We start from the raw sequence: 16,737 nt of genomic DNA, 5'->3' as shown, positions 1-16,737 counted from the left end.
GGGACTAGGCTGAAGCCATGTCCACACCCCGCCATCCGGCCGAGCTCAGTCCCAAGCGGGAGCCGCAGCGGAGGCTGGCTCTTCGGCCGTATGCCAGGGCGGTAGCCCAGGTGCTGCGCGTCAGCTTCCGCGCCTCCCCGGGCGCGGTGATCATGAAAGTGCTCGGCTCGCTGATTTCAGCTGTGCTTCCGCTGGTCACAACATATTTCGCCGCGCTCACCACCACCGCGCTGGCCGCCGCCTACGCCGGTGACGCCGGGGCCGGGCAGCTGGCCATCGTCTACGTCATCATCACCGCCGCCCTCGGCCTGTTCTGGGGAGCGTTCAGCAGTGTCGACCGGTACATCCAGCAGCTGATGAGCTTCAAAGTGGGCGCCATTGTGGGCGACCAGATGTACGAGCGGTTCCTGGCCCTGGAGTTCTGGCGGTACGACGACAAAGAGACCGTGGACCTGTACGACAGGGCCAAGAGATTCTCTGACTCCTACGCCCGGGTCCTGGACCGCATCGCCGCCATCTTCACCCAGCTCGTCTCGGTCATCCTTGCCGTGGGAGCGCTTCTGCTGGTCAGCTGGTGGATCGCGGTGATCGTCCTGATCGCCATCGTGCCCAGCGTCTACCTGCAGTTCAAGCTCTCCCGGGAGCAGATCGCCCACTGGAACACGCAAGTGGACTCCCGGCGGCAGCGGAGGATGATCGAAACCAACCTCCTGCGCCCGCAGCACATCGCCGAGATGCGCCTGTACAGCATCGTGGGGTTCCTGATGGGTTTCCGGTCCCGGCTCCGGGACGCGGACGAGCGCCGCCGTCTTGATTTTCAAAGGCGGTACATCCCCAAGCAGTTGGCGGCCGACGCGCTTCAGTATGGAGCCGAAGTGGTTTCGCTGATCTGGGTGGTGGGGCAGATCATCGCCCGTGCCCAGCCGGTGGGCCAGTTCCTCTATGTGCAGCAGATTGTCAGCCGTGCGCTGTCCACGGCGAACAACCTGGTCTCCTCGCTCAGCTCCATCGATGAGGATCTGGCGAACCTCAAGGATTATGAGCTCTTCATGGGTCTGCCGGTGCATGTTGTGCAGGCACCGCCGCTGCTTGCGGCGCCGAAGGAAGTCGAGCTGAAGGACATCCGCTTCACGTATACGGGCAGTGAACTGGAGGTCATCAAGGGGATCTCCCTGACCGTCCGCGAAGGCCAGCACATCGCCATCGTGGGGGAGAACGGTGCGGGAAAGTCCACCCTGATCCGCATCCTTGCGGGACTCTACCGGCCCGATTCCGGGCAGGTGCTGCTCGACGGCGTCGACCTCGCCGCCGTCGACGTTACCTCCTGGCACCGCCACCTGGCGGTGCTGAGCCAGGAGTTCCTCAAATACGAGTTCGCCACCGCCGCGGAAAACATCTATTTCGGCGACGTCGACTCACCCCGCGATGACGGACGGATCAGGCGCGCTGCTGCCGACGCGGAGGCGCTGGACTTCATCAACAAGCTCCCCAACGGACTGGACAACCACGTCAGCAACTGGATGGAGGATCCCCGCGGCAGGAAGGGCAGCGGCCTGTCCGGCGGCCAGTGGCAGCGGCTCGCCATGGCCCGGAACTTCTACCGGAACGCCTCTTTCATGGTGATGGACGAACCCACCTCGGCCATCGACGCCCTCGCCGAGCACCGGATCTTTACCCGGCTCTTTGCGGACCGCAGCAGCACCATCATCGCCATCAGCCACCGGCTCGCCACCATCGAGAAGGCGGACATCGTGTACATGCTCGAAGACGGCAGGATTGTGGAGCAGGGCACGCACAGGGAACTGGTGGCCCTGCGGGGCCGCTACTTCCGCATGTTCGAGTCCCAGCTCACGGTCCCCACCAGCCCCCTAGCCTCGCAAGCTCAGCCAGGGAACCCTGCTGCCGTGGGCCCAGAGGCCGGAGGGATTTGACGTCCTCTGCCCAACCAGGTGACCCAACCGGCCGGTCCCGGTCGCCGGTCCCTGGACAGCACTGAGGCTGGGATAACCTAGAGCAGTGACTTACGAGATTGAGATTGGCCGTGGCAAGCGTGGGCGTCGTGCCTACTCCCTGGATGACATTGCGATCGTCCCCAACCGTCGCACCCGAGACCCCAAGGACGTCTCCGTCTCGTGGCAGATCGATGCCTACCAGTTCGACATGCCGGTCATCGCTGCGCCGATGGACTCGGCAATGTCCCCCGCGACGGCCATCGCCCTCGGCAAGCTCGGCGGCCTCGGAGTCCTGGACCTCGAGGGTCTCTGGACCCGGTATGAGGACCCGCAGTCAGTGCTGGATGAGATCGGCTCGCTCGAAGACGAAACCAACAGCCCCGCCGTCACCCGCCGGATGCAGGAGCTCTACCGTGCCCCCATCCAGCCCGAACTGATCACCACGCGCCTTGCAGAGATCCGTGCCGCAGGCGTCACGGTGGCCGGGTCCCTGACGCCGCAGCGCACCCAGGAACACTACAAAACGGTAGTGGCCGCCGGCGTCGACATCTTTGTCATCCGCGGCACCACGGTTTCCGCCGAGCATGTCTCCAAGGACCACGAACCGCTGAATCTCAAGCAGTTCATCTACGAACTCGACGTGCCCGTCATCGTGGGCGGCGCGGCAGGCTACACGCCCGCGCTGCACCTGATGCGCACCGGTGCTGCCGGCGTCCTGGTGGGCTTCGGCGGCGGTGCCACCACCACTACCCGCCGTGCGCTGGGCATCCACTCGCCGATGGCCTCGGCCATCTCCGACGTCGCCGCGGCGCGGCGCGACTACATGGATGAGTCCGGCGGGCGTTACGTCCACGTCATTGCCGACGGCGGCATGGGCGCCTCGGGCGACATCGTCAAAGCGATCGCCATGGGCGCGGACGCCGTCATGCTCGGTTCCGCTCTGGCCCGTGCCGAGGAGGCGCCGGGCAAGGGCTGGCACTGGGGCCAGGAAGCGCACCACCTTGAGTCGCCCCGCGGGGACAGGGTCAACGTCGGCACGGTGGGTCCCCTGGAGGAAGTCCTGTTCGGCCCGGGCCACCACACCAACGGCACCTCCAACCTGATCGGCGCGCTGCGCCGCTCCATGGCCACCACCGGCTACTCGGACCTCAAGGAGTTCCAGCGCGTCGACGTCGTGGTGTCGCCGTACGAAGGAAACTGAGTTTTCCCTGCCCCTCGCCTGCCCTGCCCATCGGCAGAGGTACGAAGTAGTCTGGTGAACTACGAGGTTTGACGAGGATGGAGGCGCATCATGACCAGTTTCGCCGGTGGATCTGCCGAGGCCAGGGGCGCCCTGGGGCCGGAAGCAAGGGAAACCTCCCTCGCGGCACTCAAGGCCACCACCCAGCCCGGCAAGGAACTCGACATCCTCATCGTCGGCGGCGGAATTGTCGGCTGCGGCGTGGCGCTCGACGCCGTCACCAGGGGACTGAGCGTCGGCATTGTCGAAGCCAATGACTGGGCGGCCGGCACTTCATCCCGCTCCTCCAAGCTCATTCACGGCGGACTTCGGTACCTGGAAATGCTGGACTTCGGGCTCGTCAAGGAGGCGCTGCAGGAACGCGGCCTCCTCCTGTCGGAACTCGCTCCGCACCTCGCCCGCCCGGTCCCGTTCCTCTATCCGCTGCATAAGCCGTTCCTTGAGCGCCCGTACATCGGGGCCGGCATCGCCCTCTACGACATCATGTCCATCTCGGGAGGACACAAGCGGGGGGTCCCGTTCCACAAGCACCTGACCCGCCGTGGGACACTGCGGGCAGCTCCAAGCCTGAGGGACGACGCCTTCGTCGGATCGATCCGCTACTACGACGGCCAGGTGGACGACGCCAAGTACGTGGCCAACCTCGTCCGCACCGCCGCCCATTACGGGGCCCACGCCGTCAACCAGACGGCTGTGGTCGAATTCCTCCGCGAGGGCGAACGCGTGGTCGGGGCAAAGGTGGTCAACCATGAGGACGGTTCCACGTTCAATGTCCGCGCCAAGCAGGTCATCAACGCAACCGGCGTCTGGACTGACGAGACGCAGGCCATGGTCACCGAGCGCGGCCAGCTGAAGGTCCGGGCATCGAAGGGTATCCACCTGGTGGTGCCGCGTGACCGCTTCCAGTCAACCGTCGGCCTTATCCTTCGTACGGAAAAGTCCGTGCTGTTCGTCATTCCCTGGGGCCGGCACTGGATCATCGGCACCACCGATACGGACTGGCACCTGGACAAGGCACATCCGGCCGCGTCCAGCAAGGACATCGACTACCTGCTGGAACACGTTAACGCCGTCCTGAAACGCCCCCTGACGCGGGAAGACGTCGAGGGTGTGTACGCCGGGCTCCGGCCGCTGCTGGCGGGGGAGAACGACTCCACAGCCAAACTGTCCCGGGAGCACGTGGTCGCCCACCCGGTGCCCGGGCTCGTGGTGGTGGCCGGTGGTAAGTGGACCACCTACCGGGTCATGGCCAAGGATGCAGTGGACGAAGCGACCCGCAGCATGGACGAGCGCGTGCCGCCGAGCTGCACCGACACCATTCCGCTCCTCGGCGCCATCGGATACAAGGCGGCGTGGAACCGCCGCAACAGGACTGCGGAGGAGACGGGCGTTCATGTGGCACGCATCGAGCACCTGCTGAATCGCTACGGCTCCATGACGCCGGAAGTGCTGGCCCTCATCAAGGAGAACCCCGAGCTTGCGGAGCCGTTGCCGGGAGCCGATGACTACCTGCAGGCTGAGGCCGTTTATGCTGCCAGCCATGAAGGCGCCAGGCACGTTCAGGACGTCCTGACCCGGAGGACGCGCATTTCCATCGAGTCCTGGGACCGGGGTGTGTCTGCCGCGCCGGTAGTCGCTAAGCTTATGGGAGAAATTCTCGGCTGGAGCGATGCGCAGCGGGAGAGCGAAATCAAGCACTACCTCGCGCGGGTGGAAGCCGAAAGACTCAGCCAGCAGCAGCCGGACGACGAGTCTGCCGACGCTGCACGCCTGGGCGTGGAGGACATCGTGCCGCTGCGCTGAGATCGCCATCCCGCCGCGCAAGAGGCCCGCGCCTCACTGAAGGGACACCACTTGGCGGAACCACTGGACCGTTACGATGCGGAGCTCACCACACCGGAGATGGTGATTCTGGAGATGGACGCGGCCAACAGGCTGGATGCCTCAAAGCAGCTCGCCCGGCGTCTCTTCGACGCCGGCCGGATCTCCGACCTTGACGGTTTCCTGAAGCACGTCAACGCCCGCGAGCACCAGCTGGCTACCGGCCTTCCCGGCGGCGTTGGACTGCCCCACGCCCGCAGTGAATTCGTGTCGCGCACCTCCATCGCTGTGGGCATCACCAAATACGGAAAGGCCCTCGACTTCGGGGCCGCCGACGGTCCGGCCAACGTCGTCCTGCTGATCGCCACGCCCGCGAGTTCCTTCTCGGACCACCTGGAAGTGCTGGCCACCCTCGCACGGTCCCTGTCCAAGGAATCCTTCCGGGAATCCCTGCGCCGTGCCTACGACGCCGAGGTCATTGCCGAGCTGATCAACTCAAGCTTGGTCTTCTTCGACCACTGACGTTCCGCCAGGTCCTTTGCCCGACCAGCCGTTTCGTTGTTCTACACGAAGACGAAGTACGGTTAAGGGGTGTGGAAAACAGCCCTCCAGCCCCGGTGGATCGCAGGCCTAATTTTTGCGATCGCCGTTTCTGGTGTCTTCGTGCTGCTTAGCCAATGGCAGTTCGGCCGGTCCACGCAGCCCGAGATGCCCGTCAGCCCGACCACCGAGGAGGTCAAGGAGCTGACGGGGCTGCTGCAGCCCGGGGAATTCTTCCGCGGCTCAGTGGCAGACCAGATGGTCACGGCCACCGGCAGCTACGACCCCTCGAAGCAGGTGATCATTCCGGGCCGGCTCAACGCCGGGAAAATGGGCTACTGGGTGGTGGACGCCTTCGCCGTCGACGGCGCCCCGGCACTCAAGGGTGCAGCAGTGTCCCCGAAAACCTGGATACCTGTGGCGCGCGGCTGGATCGCCGATCCCGCCGACGCCAGCGCCCCGCCCTCGGGCTCTATCCGGCTCACCGGACGGCTCCTGCCGTCCGAAGCGCCCGTCCCGGGCAAGGCCCCGGCACCCGGACAGGCCACCGCCGTTTCTGTGGCCGAACTCATTAACGTCTGGAACGTCAGCAGTTACCCGGCCTTCGTTTCCGCCACCTCCGAGATCTCCGGAACGTCCGACGTCGGTGCTGCCGCCGCCGCTGGCGGCCTCGAGCCGCTCAACATCGGTGCCCAGCCGCCGCCCGCGAAGGTCAACTGGCTCAATCTGTTCTATTCGGTGGAATGGATTGTCTTCGCCGGTTTTGCCCTCTTCATCTGGTGGCGCCTGGTCAAGGACGACTACCAGCGCAGCCTCGAGGAACACGAGGACAGCCACGGCATCCCCGGACCGGAGGGCGCCGACCAGATGCAGCCCGCCCGGACCGAACACGACCAGAACCAACCAAAGGTACAGCCATGATTGAACCCAAGCCGGCCATCCAGCCCCAGCCCTCGAACTCCGCCGCCCCGGGCCAGAAGAAGCGGCGCTTCGGCGGCACACAGGCCCAGATCCGCTCCGCACTGAAGTTCTACAAGGTCATGGCCTACCTCACCGGCGCCATGCTGCTGCTGCTCTGCGCGGAACTGGTGGCACGCTACGGTTTCGGCCAGTACCTGTTCGCCGGCGGGACCAACGCCGTCACCGGGCAGCCGTTCGGCTTCGGTTTTGCCGATGCCGAACCGAAGGGTGTGCTGGGCGGCGTCAACCTGTCGGTCACGGTGCTGATCGTTCACGGCTGGATGTACGTGGTGTACCTCATGTCCAACTTCCGGCTGTGGGCACTGATGCGCTGGAACTTCCTGAAACTGATCCTGCTGGCGCTCGGCGGGGTGGTCCCGTTCCTGTCCTTCATCGTGGAGAAGAAGTTCCACGCCGAGGTGGAGGCCGAGCTGGCAGCCCACCCGGAAGCAGCCAGCCGGTACTAGCGCCGCTGCCGGCGTTTCATGCGTCACAGCAGGGCCCTTCAAGATGCATCGGGGCAACAGTGCCAAGTAGTCTAGGACGGTGACTACTCCCACTGCATCCCAGACTTCCCAGAAGCCGGTGCTGGTTGTTGACTACGGTGCCCAGTACGCGCAGCTGATTGCCCGCCGCGTCCGGGAAGCGAATGTGTATTCGGAAGTGGTTCCGCATACCCACAGCACTGAGCAGCTCCTGGCCAAGAACCCCGCCGCCATCATTCTCTCCGGCGGCCCCGCCAGCGTGTACGCGGACGGCGCCCCAAACGTCGGCGCGGACCTCTTCGAGGCCGGTGTCCCGGTGTTCGGCATCTGCTACGGCTTCCAGGCCATGGCCAACGCCCTGGGCGGCAAGGTGGACAAGACCGGGCTGCGGGAGTACGGCTCCACCCAGACCACCATCCTTGGCGAAGGCCGTTCCGTCCTGGAGGGAATGCCTCAGCACCAGAACACTTGGATGAGCCACGGCGACTCCGTCCACGAGGCCCCCGAGGGCTTCGAGGTGCTGGCCACCACGGCGGGCGCTGAAGTTGCCGCCTTCGCCAACGAGGAGAAGGGCCTGTACGGCGTGCAGTGGCACCCCGAGGTGAAGCACTCCGCCTACGGCCAACAGGTGCTGGAGAACTTCCTGTTCAAGGGCGCCAAACTGGAGCCGAACTGGACCACGGGCAACATCCTTGAAGAACAGGTGGACCGCATCCGCCGGCAGATCGGCGATGCCCGGGTCATCTGCGGTCTCTCGGGCGGCGTGGATTCAGCCGTTGCCGCGGCCCTCGTCCAGCGCGCCGTGGGCGACCAGCTGACCTGTGTCTTCGTTGACCACGGGCTGCTGCGCGAAGGCGAGGCCGAGCAGGTGGAGCGCGACTTCGTTGCCGCCACCGGCGTCAACCTCTACGTGGCCAACGAGCAGGAGCGTTTCCAGGCTGCTCTGGCCGGCGTCAGCGATCCCGAGACCAAGCGCAAGATCATCGGCCGCGAATTCATCCGCGCCTTCGAAGAGGCCGAGCGCGCCATCATTGCTGAGGCGGCAGCGCACGGCGAGAAGATCAAGTTCCTCGTCCAGGGCACCCTGTACCCGGACGTCGTCGAATCCGGCGGCGGTGAAGGTGCGGCAAACATCAAGAGCCACCACAACGTGGGGGGACTTCCGGAGGACCTGCAGTTCGAGCTGGTTGAGCCGCTGCGTGCCCTGTTCAAGGACGAGGTGCGTGCCGTCGGTGCCCAGCTCGGCCTGCCGCAGGAAATCGTCGGCCGCCAGCCGTTCCCCGGACCCGGCCTCGGGATCCGGATCGTCGGCGAAGTCACCAAGGAACGCCTGGACCTGCTCCGCAAGGCCGACGCCATTGCCCGGGCAGAGCTGACGGCCGCCGGCCTCGACAATGACGTGTGGCAGATGCCCGTGGTGCTGCTTGCCGACGTCCGCAGCGTGGGCGTCCAGGGTGATGGCCGTACCTACGGCCACCCGATCGTGCTGCGTCCGGTTTCCTCCGAGGACGCCATGACCGCCGACTGGTCACGCCTGCCTTACGACCTGCTGGCGCGGATCTCGAACCGGATCACGAACGAAGTGGACGGTGTCAACCGGGTGGTGCTCGACGTCACGAGCAAGCCCCCGGGAACCATCGAGTGGGAATAGCAGTTACCGGCGGCCGGTCTCCTGAGGGAGGCCGGCCGCTGGGCTTTGAGCTCCAGCGGGTGAAATGCACCGCAACTTGGCCCGTTCCAGTGTTGCGGTCTCTCACGCGGGGCCGTTTCCGGCTACGCTCGAAGCTATGCCCGTATGGTCCATGGCGTCACGTGCAAGCGCAGAAAAGAAGGCAGTAGTGTCAGTTGGTCAGGCCGACCCCGAGGGTTCGGAGGAGCTCAAAAAGTGGCTCTCCGGGCTTAAGCCCGTCACCGGGGCGGACACGATGCTGCGCTTCACCAAGACCCCCGAGGGCTCGATCGACCTGACGCATGCCCACCCGTCTGGCCTTGCCCAGCTCATGGCCGGGCGCCGCACCAGGCTGTCTACGCTGATCCGGGACCAGCAGCAGTACGTCGTTGCCGCCCGCGCATCCCGGAACCTGCGTTCCAAGATTTTCGAACTGGCCAATGACCGCGGCATTGAGGCCGGGTATCTGTCCGCCGGCACCGTGGTGTGGACCTCCGCCGTCGGAGGAAAACCGCAGCGTGTTTCAGCGCCTGTCATGCTGACCGCAATCTCCCTGACGATCCGGCCCGGGGAAGACGACTACGAACTGCAACTGACCGAGCAGGCGCGGATCAACCCTGCCCTCATCCGCCACCTGAAGACCGTTCACGGCATCGTTTTCGACGTCAACGCGGTCACCCGGATGGCGTACAGCACGGCACGCTTCGATCCGCAGCCGGTCCTCGACAGGCTCGGAACCATCGTCAAGCCGATCCCCGGCGCGGAGGTGGAACACAACCTGCTGGTGTCCACCTTCGCGGACCTCGCGGACAACCTGGATGACCCGTGGATCAACCAGCAAAACACCCTTGTGACCTCCCTGGCCCGTTCCGCCGCCGGCGAAGACATCGACATTCCGGTGCTGCAGCCCGGGCGCTTCCCCAGCGTGGACGAGCGCGACCCCGCAGAGGAGCTGTTGCTGCTGGACGCCGATGCGGACCAGCAGTACGTCATCGACACCGTCCGGGCAGGGGACTCGCTGCTGGTCAGCAGCCCTCCCGGCACCGGCCAGACGCAGACGGCCATCAATACCATCGGCGCGCTGGTAGATGAAGGCAAAACGGTACTTGTGGTGGGGGACCGGCGGGCAAGCCTCAGCGAAGTTGCCACCCGCCTCGAGGGCCTCGGCCTGGAGTCCATCCTGTTCCAGCTCTCCGGCAGCGCCACGCCGCAGCAGCTCAAAGGGCAGCTGGTCCGGGCCATCGTCCGGAACGAGAAAACGGCTGAACCGCGCCTGGGCAACCTGCACAAGACCCTGACCGAGCACCGGCACGCCCTGATGGACCACGTGGCTTCCCTGCACAATGTCCGTGAGCGCTGGGGCTGCTCGCCCTACCAGGCAATGCAGTCACTGGCGGAACTGACGTCGATCCAGCCCGCCCCTGCCACCACCGTGCGATTGAAGCGCAGCGTTCTGGACAACATCCGGGACCGCGAGGAGCTGGCCGGCAGGCTGAAGCGTGCGGCGGAGCTCGGCAGCTTCAGCAGCGCCTCCACGTCGAGCCCCTGGCACGGGGCGCGCCTGGTGACGCGCAAGGAGACGGAAGAGGCTCAGGAGCTGGCCCGCTCAGTGGAGAAGAAACTTCCCGAGCTGCACAGCCGCATGAAGGGTGTCGCTGACCACGCCGAAATCCGGCTGGGCATGACCTTTGCCGAGTGGGGCGCCCAGCTCAGGCTGCTGGTGGCTGTCCGGGAGAGCCTGGACAAGTTCACCCCGGACATTTTCGACCGTCCCGTCCACGACCTGATCTCCGCTACGGCCTCATCGTCCTGGCGGCGCGAGCGCGGCATCGAAATGCCCTCGATGCAGCGGTCCCGCCTGCGCCGCGTGGCCAAGGAGTACGTGCGCCCCGGGGTGCACATTTCCGACCTTCACAGTTCGCTGGTGCTGGTGCAGGAGCAGCGCGCACTGTGGTCCGACTACGCCACCACGCAGCGGCACCCCGCCGTGCCCTCCGGCCTGGCCGAAATCAGCATCATGCACCGCGGGCTGACCCGCGAACTCAAGTTGCTGGGAGACGCGCTGCGGCACACGTCGGACGGCGGCGCGCTCGAAAAGACCCCCTATACGGAGTTGATGGAGCGGCTGGAGCGGCTCGTGGCCGACTCCGAGACGCTCAAGACGCTGCCGGAACGAACGCTTCTCATCGAGAACATGCGCGAGCACGGCCTGGGCGAGCTGCTCGCCGACCTTTCAGCGCGGGAGGTCCCGGCCGAGTCTGTAGCCGCGGAACTCGACCTGGCCTGGTGGCAGTCCGCGCTCGAGGCAATGATCAGCGGCGACGACTATCTCGCCATGTCCGACGGCGATGCGTTGCGTCAGCTGGAAGCCGAGTACCGGCTCGCCGACAACGCACACATCGCCAGCGGCGCGGGCCGGCTGCGCTGGCAGCTGGCCGAACGCTGGAGAGCCGGCATTGAACAGCACTCCCGCCAGGCGGACCTCCTGCGGAGCCTGCTCAAGGACGGGCGGGTCACGCTTGCGGCGCTGACGGCCCAGGCGCCCGCGCTCGTGCCCATGCTGGTGCCGGTCTGGTCCGTTAGCCCCTACCTCATGACGGGGCTCCTCCCCGCCGAGCAGAAGTTCGACGCCGTGGTGATCCTCGACGCCGAAGCAACCTCGCTCCAGGCTGTTCTGCCTGCCATGGCCCGCGCCAAGCAGGTGATCGCCTTCGGTGACGACAAGATTGCCAGCCCCCGCACGTTCACTGTGGCGGTGGAGCGGCTGGCGGCGGGGGAACCGACGCACCAGAGCGTGGAGAGCGCCTTCACTGCGCTTGCGCGGGTCCTTCCGACCCGGCGGCTGCATTCGGTGTACCGCGCCGTGGACGAGGACCTGGTGCTGCAGCTCAGCAAGGGCTTTTACGACGGCGGCCTCCGCCGCCTGCCCGAAGGCCAGTCCGCCACGGGACTGGACCGTGCCCTGCTGGTGGAATACCTGCCTGACGGGACCGGCCTGCCGAGCGCAGACCACGAGGGCGTGGAGTCCGTGGTGGCCGAGGTCAACCGGGTGGTGGAGCTGGTGTTCGAACACGCCCGCCTCCGCCCGCGCACTTCGTTGGCCGTCGTCACAGCCAGCCTCCGGCATGCCGCGAGGATTGGCGAGGCGATCCGGCAGCAGCTTCCCAACTATCCGATGCTTTCCGGGTTCTTCACAGCGGGCGAGGAATCGTTCCGTGTGGTGGACCTGGAGCGCGCACAGGGCCTGGTCCGTGACCATGTCATTTTCTCTCCCGGCTATGGCCGCACACCCCACGGACGGGCGCTGCACAGCTTCGGCCCGCTCTCTGCCGAAGGCGGCCGGGCCAAGTTTGCCCTGGCAATGACCCGGGCCCGGCAGTCCCTGCATGTGCTCACCTGCTTCAAGCCCGAGGACCTGGACAGCACCCGTCTCGCCCACGGGGCCGTGGACCTGTACGAGCTGCTGGACCGGGAGATCGCCGGCAACACCACCCTGGGGACTCCGGCTTCCCGTGCCGCCGCGAGTGAACAGGCCCTCGGCGCCGACCCTTTGGTGGCCGACCTGGGGGACAGGCTCCGGGCGCGCGGGGCGCGTGTCTGGCACCAGTACGACGGTGTCATCGATGTGGTGGCGGCAGCAGACCCCCTGAGCACGATGGGCCAGGACGAAGCCGAGATTCCCCGTCCGGTGGCCATCGAGTCCGACGGCACAGAGCAGTACCGCCAGATGACAGTCCGGGAACGCAGCAGACTGCGCCCTCAGCTTCTGGAACGTCTGGGGTGGCGGTACATGCCGCTGTGGACGATAGAGGTCTTCACCGATCCCTCGGCGTGCGCCGACCGCATCGGCGGCTACCTCGGGCTCGAGAAACCCGCCCCCGCCGTCCGCGGTATGGGTTCGCCGGGCTTCTTCGATGAGGACGTCACAGGCCTCGATGATGACTCGTACGCATCCCTTACGGATCTGGACCAGGAACGGGACTACGAGCCCGACCAGGGCCACGACTACGGCCGGCATGCTGAGAACCAGGCAGAACACGGCGAGCCAGACCAAGGCGTGCAGCTTCGGAACGGACACTTCCAGGGTGAGCAGTTCCAGGATGAGCAGGTCCGTGATGAGCAGGCGCAGGACGGAACCGGCCTCGCAGATGTTGACCCCGCGGAGGTTATGGAATCCGGGGATGCAATCGATGATGAATACGTCGGTGGCAGCAGGGACCGGAAGGAGAACGCCGGATGAGCGATGACGAAGCGAATCATGAGCAGCCCACGGATGCGGAGCCTGCCCCGGACGCTCCGGCTGCCGCGGAATCCGACCCGCCACAGGCGGCTAAACCTCCTGTGACACCCGGAGGCGCAGTTCCGAAGAAGGCTGCGGAAGACGACCCTCGAGCGTGGGGAGACCGTGAATCCGAAACCGACCATGACGCCTGGCTCAGGGAGCAGAAGCCGCCTCACTGGGGCTGACGCTCCCGGCGGGGCTTTGCCTGCCTGTATGTCGTAGGCGGTGTCATCCCGGTGGCCGGTTCACGAGGACAAAGAAGAGTTTTCCCTGCGTTGAAGCTCCCGCCAGTGCGCTGGCCTGGGACGGGGTGGCGGCCACGACCATGAGCCCGTCGGAATCTCCGGCGGCGAGCCATTGCCCGCTTTGGCCTTCACGCTCTGAGGTCCAAAGGACCGGTACGGCGGCCGCGAGCACCTTGGAGGCGGATTTCTGTTCATAGCCCAGGCCGCTGGTCAGCACAACATCGACGAGCTGGCCGGGGGATACGAGCTGGATGGAGGTAGGATCCGCCATTCGCAGCGGAACCGCGGCTGAACCGGGCGGCGCTCCCGTGAGCAGGCCGGGTCCCACGAGCTGGGCGTCTGTGAAAAGCTGGCCCTTCCGGAGCGGCGCGGCCAGTTGCTTGCCGCTCACCTCCGCTGCGTCGGTAAAGGTTCCCAGAGAGAGCACAGCAGGCGGCACACTAACAGCCGTGACATCAGTGGCGCCCAGGGTGGCACCTGCAGGTAAATCCCGTGCCGCGGCCAAGCCCGGCACTGTGTGGGCCGGCGCCGGAGTCAGCTGGTGGACCGCGATGCCGGCCGCCGCGCACAGGAGCAGCGCGACAGCGAGCCTGCGGTTGCGGTTCAGCCAGCCGCCCAGGCGGCCGGTACGCGGGCGCCCTCGCGGTCCGGGCAGCGGCGTGCGCCGGCGGGAGCGTGCGGCGGCGGTCCGGGAGCGAATCAGTCCGATAGGTGGCATGAAGCCACGCTATGGAAGGTCCCGGCCGGCAGGCAGATGAAGCCAGCCGTATGTGGAAATCACCGCCGCAGCAGGCCCCTATGTGGAAAACCAGAGACCAACCGGCGTGACGGGATGTGGCGGGTCTAGCTTGCGGCGGCCGCGGGTGCGGGCGAAGCAGCAGCGGCCGCAGGCGTTGCCGAAGCGGCAGGCGCAGCGGAAGCCGCGGAAACCGTGCTGCCCTTCGAGTCGCGTGAATCGGTCCGGTAGAAGCCTGAGCCCTTGAAGACAACGCCGACGCTGTTGAACTTCTTGCGCAGGGTCCCTTGGCATTCGGGGCAGGACGTCAGAGTGCTGTCAGTGAATGACTGCACGATGTCGAAGGCATGGCTGCAATCCTTGCAGGCATAGGCATACGTGGGCACTGTAGATCCTCCTCTTGGACAAACGACAGGTCCCGTGCTGCCGGGGTGCCTTCCCGGGCCGGATCCCGAAGGACGTCCGTGGGGGAGGGGCTCCTTTAGCAGTCGCAGGGCCTGAGTGCCAATTCTATCACCTTGCTGCGCGGGGCATTATGTCAGCCGGATCAGCCCCGATGGCGTGAGGGCGGCATCGACGGGCCGGTCGAAGCCCTCGGCGGGGATGCTGGAAGGCGGCAGCAGTTCGGCGTCGTAAATGACCGCGGTCCTGGGTACCTGCACGCCGTTGGACTCGGCCTTCGCCAGGAATTTGTCGTAGTACCCGCCGCCCTGCCCGATCCTGTTGCCGCTCATGTCGACGGCCGTGGCAGGCAGGAAGATTCCTGCCACGGTCCGCATCACCTCGAGTCCCTGGCGCTCCCCGGCGGGTTCCTGGATCGGGGCGTAGCGGCTGCGGACAAACTGAACGGCCGGATCCCAGAAAACCCAGCCAAGGGTCCTGTCGGGTTCGCACACCGGCAGCAGGACCCTGTGGCCGGCGCTGTGGAGCGCCGAGATCAGCGGGAGAGTGGGCGGCTCGAAGCCGACGCCGAGATAGGCCGTAAACGTCGCCGGCCTGCCGTCGGCGACGGTCTCCGCCCACGCCAGTCCGTGCAGGGCTATTCCGGCCGCTGCCGCTGCAAGGGCATCCGGCTGCATTTCCGCGCGGGCTGCCCGGTGCCGCAAGCGGATTTCATCCTTCGACATTGTCTCTGATGACATGGCGCCTCGTCCTTTGCGTGAGGAATTGTCCGGCCAGCCAAGCACCGGAAGCATTAACCGTATGAATGTTCCCTCCGATAGATTAGTCCAGTGACTTCCACTAATCCTTCAGTCCGCAAGGCCGTCATCCCCGTAGCGGGACTCGGCACCAGGTTCCTGCCTGCCACCAAGGCCATGCCCAAGGAGATGCTGCCGGTGGTGGACAAGCCGGCCATCCAGTATGTCGTTGAGGAGGCCGTCCAGGTCGGCCTAAGCGATGTCCTCATGATCACCGGGCGCAACAAGCGTGCCCTGGAGGACCACTTCGACAGGGTTCCTGCCCTGGAGGCAACGCTGGAGGCCAAGGGCGACACGGCCAAGCTGGAATCCATCCAGGCCGCCAGCAACCTGGGCGACATCCACTATGTCCGCCAGGGAGATCCCAAGGGGCTGGGCCACGCAGTGCTGCGCGCACGGCAGCATGTGGGCCGTGAACCTTTCGCCGTGCTCCTGGGTGACGACCTGATCGATGCCCGCGACGAGCTCCTCAGCGTCATGATCGAGGTGCAGGCCAAGACCGGCGGATCGGTCGTGGCACTCATCGAGGTGGAGCCATCCCAGATCAGCGCCTATGGCTGCGCGGACATTTCCGAAATTGACGGCGAAGGCTACGTCCAGATCAACAAGCTCGTAGAGAAGCCCGACGTCGATGAGGCACCCTCCAACCTGGCTGTCATCGGCCGTTACGTGCTTCACCCCGATGTCTTTGATGTGCTGGAAAAGACCGAGCCGGGACGCGGCGGCGAGATCCAGCTGACGGACGCGCTGCAGGAACTGGCCGGCAGGGACGGTGAAGGGGGCGGCGTGTACGGCGTAGTCTTCCGTGGCCGCCGCTACGACACCGGCGACAAGCTCAGCTACCTGAAAGCGTGCGTCCAGCTTGCCATCGACAGTGACGACCTCGGACCGGGTCTGCGCGACTGGCTTGGGGAACTTGCTGCCGGACTGAATAAGTAACTTCCCATGAGGGTCAGCCACATCTGGCCGGTGACACTGGAATGCGGGGACATCGTCCTTCGCCCCATCCGGTACCGGGACCGCAGGGAATGGACTGAGGTCCGTTCGCGCAACAACGAGTGGCTGGCCCCCTGGGAGGCTTCCAACCCGGCCCCGGGCGGGGCACTGCCCAACTACCGGCAGATGGTCCGGTCGCTCAATACGCAGGCGGCCCAGGGCACAGCGCTGCCTTTCCTCATCACAGCGTGGACACCGGGGTTCCGGGACCCCGTCATCGTCGGGCAGCTGACGGTGTCCTCCATCGTCTGGGGGTCAGCCATGATGGCGACGCTGGGATACTGGGTGGACGAGGCGCGGGCCGGACAGGGCATCGCGCCAACCGCGGTAGCCATGGCCACCGACCACTGCTTCCGGACGCTGGGGCTGCACCGCATGGAGATCAACATCCGTCCCGAGAACAGGCCAAGCCTGCGTGTCGTTGAGAAGCTCGGCTTCCGTGACGAGGGCTACCGCCCGCGGTTTCTGCACATCAACGGGGAGTGGGCCGACCACCGTTCTTTTGCTCTAACCGCCGAGGAGGTTCCGGAGGGGCTGCTCAGCACGTGGCTGCGCTCGAGGCCCGCCTGATGGCCTGCCGGCAGCCTCCTGTTGGTCATAAGTCCAATGATT

General features: G+C 66.1%; 14 protein-coding genes. 11 read left to right on the top strand and 3 right to left on the bottom strand.

All coding sequences use genetic code 11. The annotated features are described in order from the left end of the window. Positions 1 to 17 precede the first annotated feature (17 nt). The 9 genes from ACIP9X_RS06675 to ACIP9X_RS06635 all read left to right on the top strand — a co-directional run bounded on the left by ACIP9X_RS06675 (position 18) and on the right by ACIP9X_RS06635 (position 13,134). On the top strand, positions 18 to 1,931 hold the full coding sequence (locus ACIP9X_RS06675) for an ABC transporter ATP-binding protein (protein WP_400478940.1): 1,914 nt from the start codon (positions 18 to 20) through the stop codon (positions 1,929 to 1,931). 85 nt (positions 1,932 to 2,016) lie between these two features. Further along, on the top strand, positions 2,017 to 3,153 hold the full coding sequence (locus ACIP9X_RS06670) for a GuaB3 family IMP dehydrogenase-related protein (RefSeq protein ID WP_400478939.1): 1,137 nt from the start codon (positions 2,017 to 2,019) through the stop codon (positions 3,151 to 3,153). A 90-nt stretch (positions 3,154 to 3,243) separates the two neighbouring features. Next, on the top strand, positions 3,244 to 4,995 hold the full coding sequence (locus ACIP9X_RS06665; RefSeq protein WP_400478938.1) for a glycerol-3-phosphate dehydrogenase/oxidase: 1,752 nt from the start codon (positions 3,244 to 3,246) through the stop codon (positions 4,993 to 4,995). A gap of 51 nt (positions 4,996 to 5,046) precedes the next feature. Next, entirely contained in the window at positions 5,047 to 5,535 is a 489-nt protein-coding gene (locus ACIP9X_RS06660) for a PTS sugar transporter subunit IIA (RefSeq protein ID WP_400478937.1), read from the top strand. Positions 5,536 to 5,604: 69 nt separating this feature from the next. After that, entirely contained in the window at positions 5,605 to 6,474 is an 870-nt protein-coding gene (locus tag ACIP9X_RS06655) for an SURF1 family protein (protein WP_400478936.1), read from the top strand. After that, positions 6,471 to 6,980: a DUF3817 domain-containing protein gene (locus ACIP9X_RS06650; protein ID WP_400478935.1), complete on the top strand. Its 510-nt coding sequence runs from the start codon at positions 6,471 to 6,473 to the stop codon at positions 6,978 to 6,980. Before ACIP9X_RS06655 ends, ACIP9X_RS06650 begins: the two co-directional genes overlap by 4 nt. A 79-nt stretch (positions 6,981 to 7,059) precedes the next feature. Further along, the gene (gene guaA / locus ACIP9X_RS06645; protein WP_400478934.1) at positions 7,060 to 8,649 is read left to right on the top strand and encodes a glutamine-hydrolyzing GMP synthase; all 1,590 of its coding nucleotides are present in this window, start codon (positions 7,060 to 7,062) and stop codon (positions 8,647 to 8,649) included. A gap of 136 nt (positions 8,650 to 8,785) precedes the next feature. Next, positions 8,786 to 12,907: an AAA family ATPase gene (locus tag ACIP9X_RS06640; RefSeq protein WP_400478933.1), complete on the top strand. Its 4,122-nt coding sequence runs from the start codon at positions 8,786 to 8,788 to the stop codon at positions 12,905 to 12,907. Continuing rightward, complete coding sequence (locus ACIP9X_RS06635; RefSeq protein WP_400478932.1) at positions 12,904 to 13,134, top strand: hypothetical protein; 231 nt, start codon at positions 12,904 to 12,906, stop codon at positions 13,132 to 13,134. The genes ACIP9X_RS06640 and ACIP9X_RS06635 overlap by 4 nt, the downstream gene beginning before the upstream one ends. A gap of 43 nt (positions 13,135 to 13,177) precedes the next feature. Here the strand turns inward: ACIP9X_RS06635 and cpaB are convergent, their stop codons facing one another. From cpaB to ACIP9X_RS06620, 3 genes are all read right to left on the bottom strand, one after another. Next, on the bottom strand, positions 13,178 to 13,912 hold the full coding sequence (gene cpaB, locus ACIP9X_RS06630; protein WP_400478931.1) for a Flp pilus assembly protein CpaB: 735 nt from the start codon (positions 13,910 to 13,912) through the stop codon (positions 13,178 to 13,180). A gap of 125 nt (positions 13,913 to 14,037) precedes the next feature. Continuing rightward, positions 14,038 to 14,316: an FmdB family zinc ribbon protein gene (locus tag ACIP9X_RS06625; protein ID WP_400478930.1), complete on the bottom strand. Its 279-nt coding sequence runs from the start codon at positions 14,314 to 14,316 to the stop codon at positions 14,038 to 14,040. Positions 14,317 to 14,463: 147 nt separating this feature from the next. Further along, positions 14,464 to 15,072 (bottom strand): 5-formyltetrahydrofolate cyclo-ligase, encoded by a 609-nt coding sequence (locus ACIP9X_RS06620; RefSeq protein ID WP_400478929.1) that lies wholly within the window; start codon positions 15,070 to 15,072, stop codon positions 14,464 to 14,466. 90 nt (positions 15,073 to 15,162) lie between these two features. Between ACIP9X_RS06620 and galU the strand changes: the two genes are divergently transcribed. Together galU and ACIP9X_RS06610 are read left to right on the top strand one after the other, a co-directional pair. Beyond that, the gene (galU, locus tag ACIP9X_RS06615; protein WP_400478928.1) at positions 15,163 to 16,068 is read left to right on the top strand and encodes a UTP--glucose-1-phosphate uridylyltransferase GalU; all 906 of its coding nucleotides are present in this window, start codon (positions 15,163 to 15,165) and stop codon (positions 16,066 to 16,068) included. A gap of 6 nt (positions 16,069 to 16,074) precedes the next feature. Further along, complete coding sequence (locus ACIP9X_RS06610) at positions 16,075 to 16,695, top strand: GNAT family N-acetyltransferase (RefSeq protein ID WP_400478927.1); 621 nt, start codon at positions 16,075 to 16,077, stop codon at positions 16,693 to 16,695. The last annotated feature ends 42 nt before the right edge of the window (positions 16,696 to 16,737 follow it).

It is taken from the genome of Arthrobacter sp. NPDC093125 (assembly GCF_044754225.1).
GTDB lineage: Bacteria > Actinomycetota > Actinomycetes > Actinomycetales > Micrococcaceae > Arthrobacter.
Note: the sequence above shows the minus strand (reverse complement) of the source record. Positions and strands in the feature narration are given on the sequence as shown.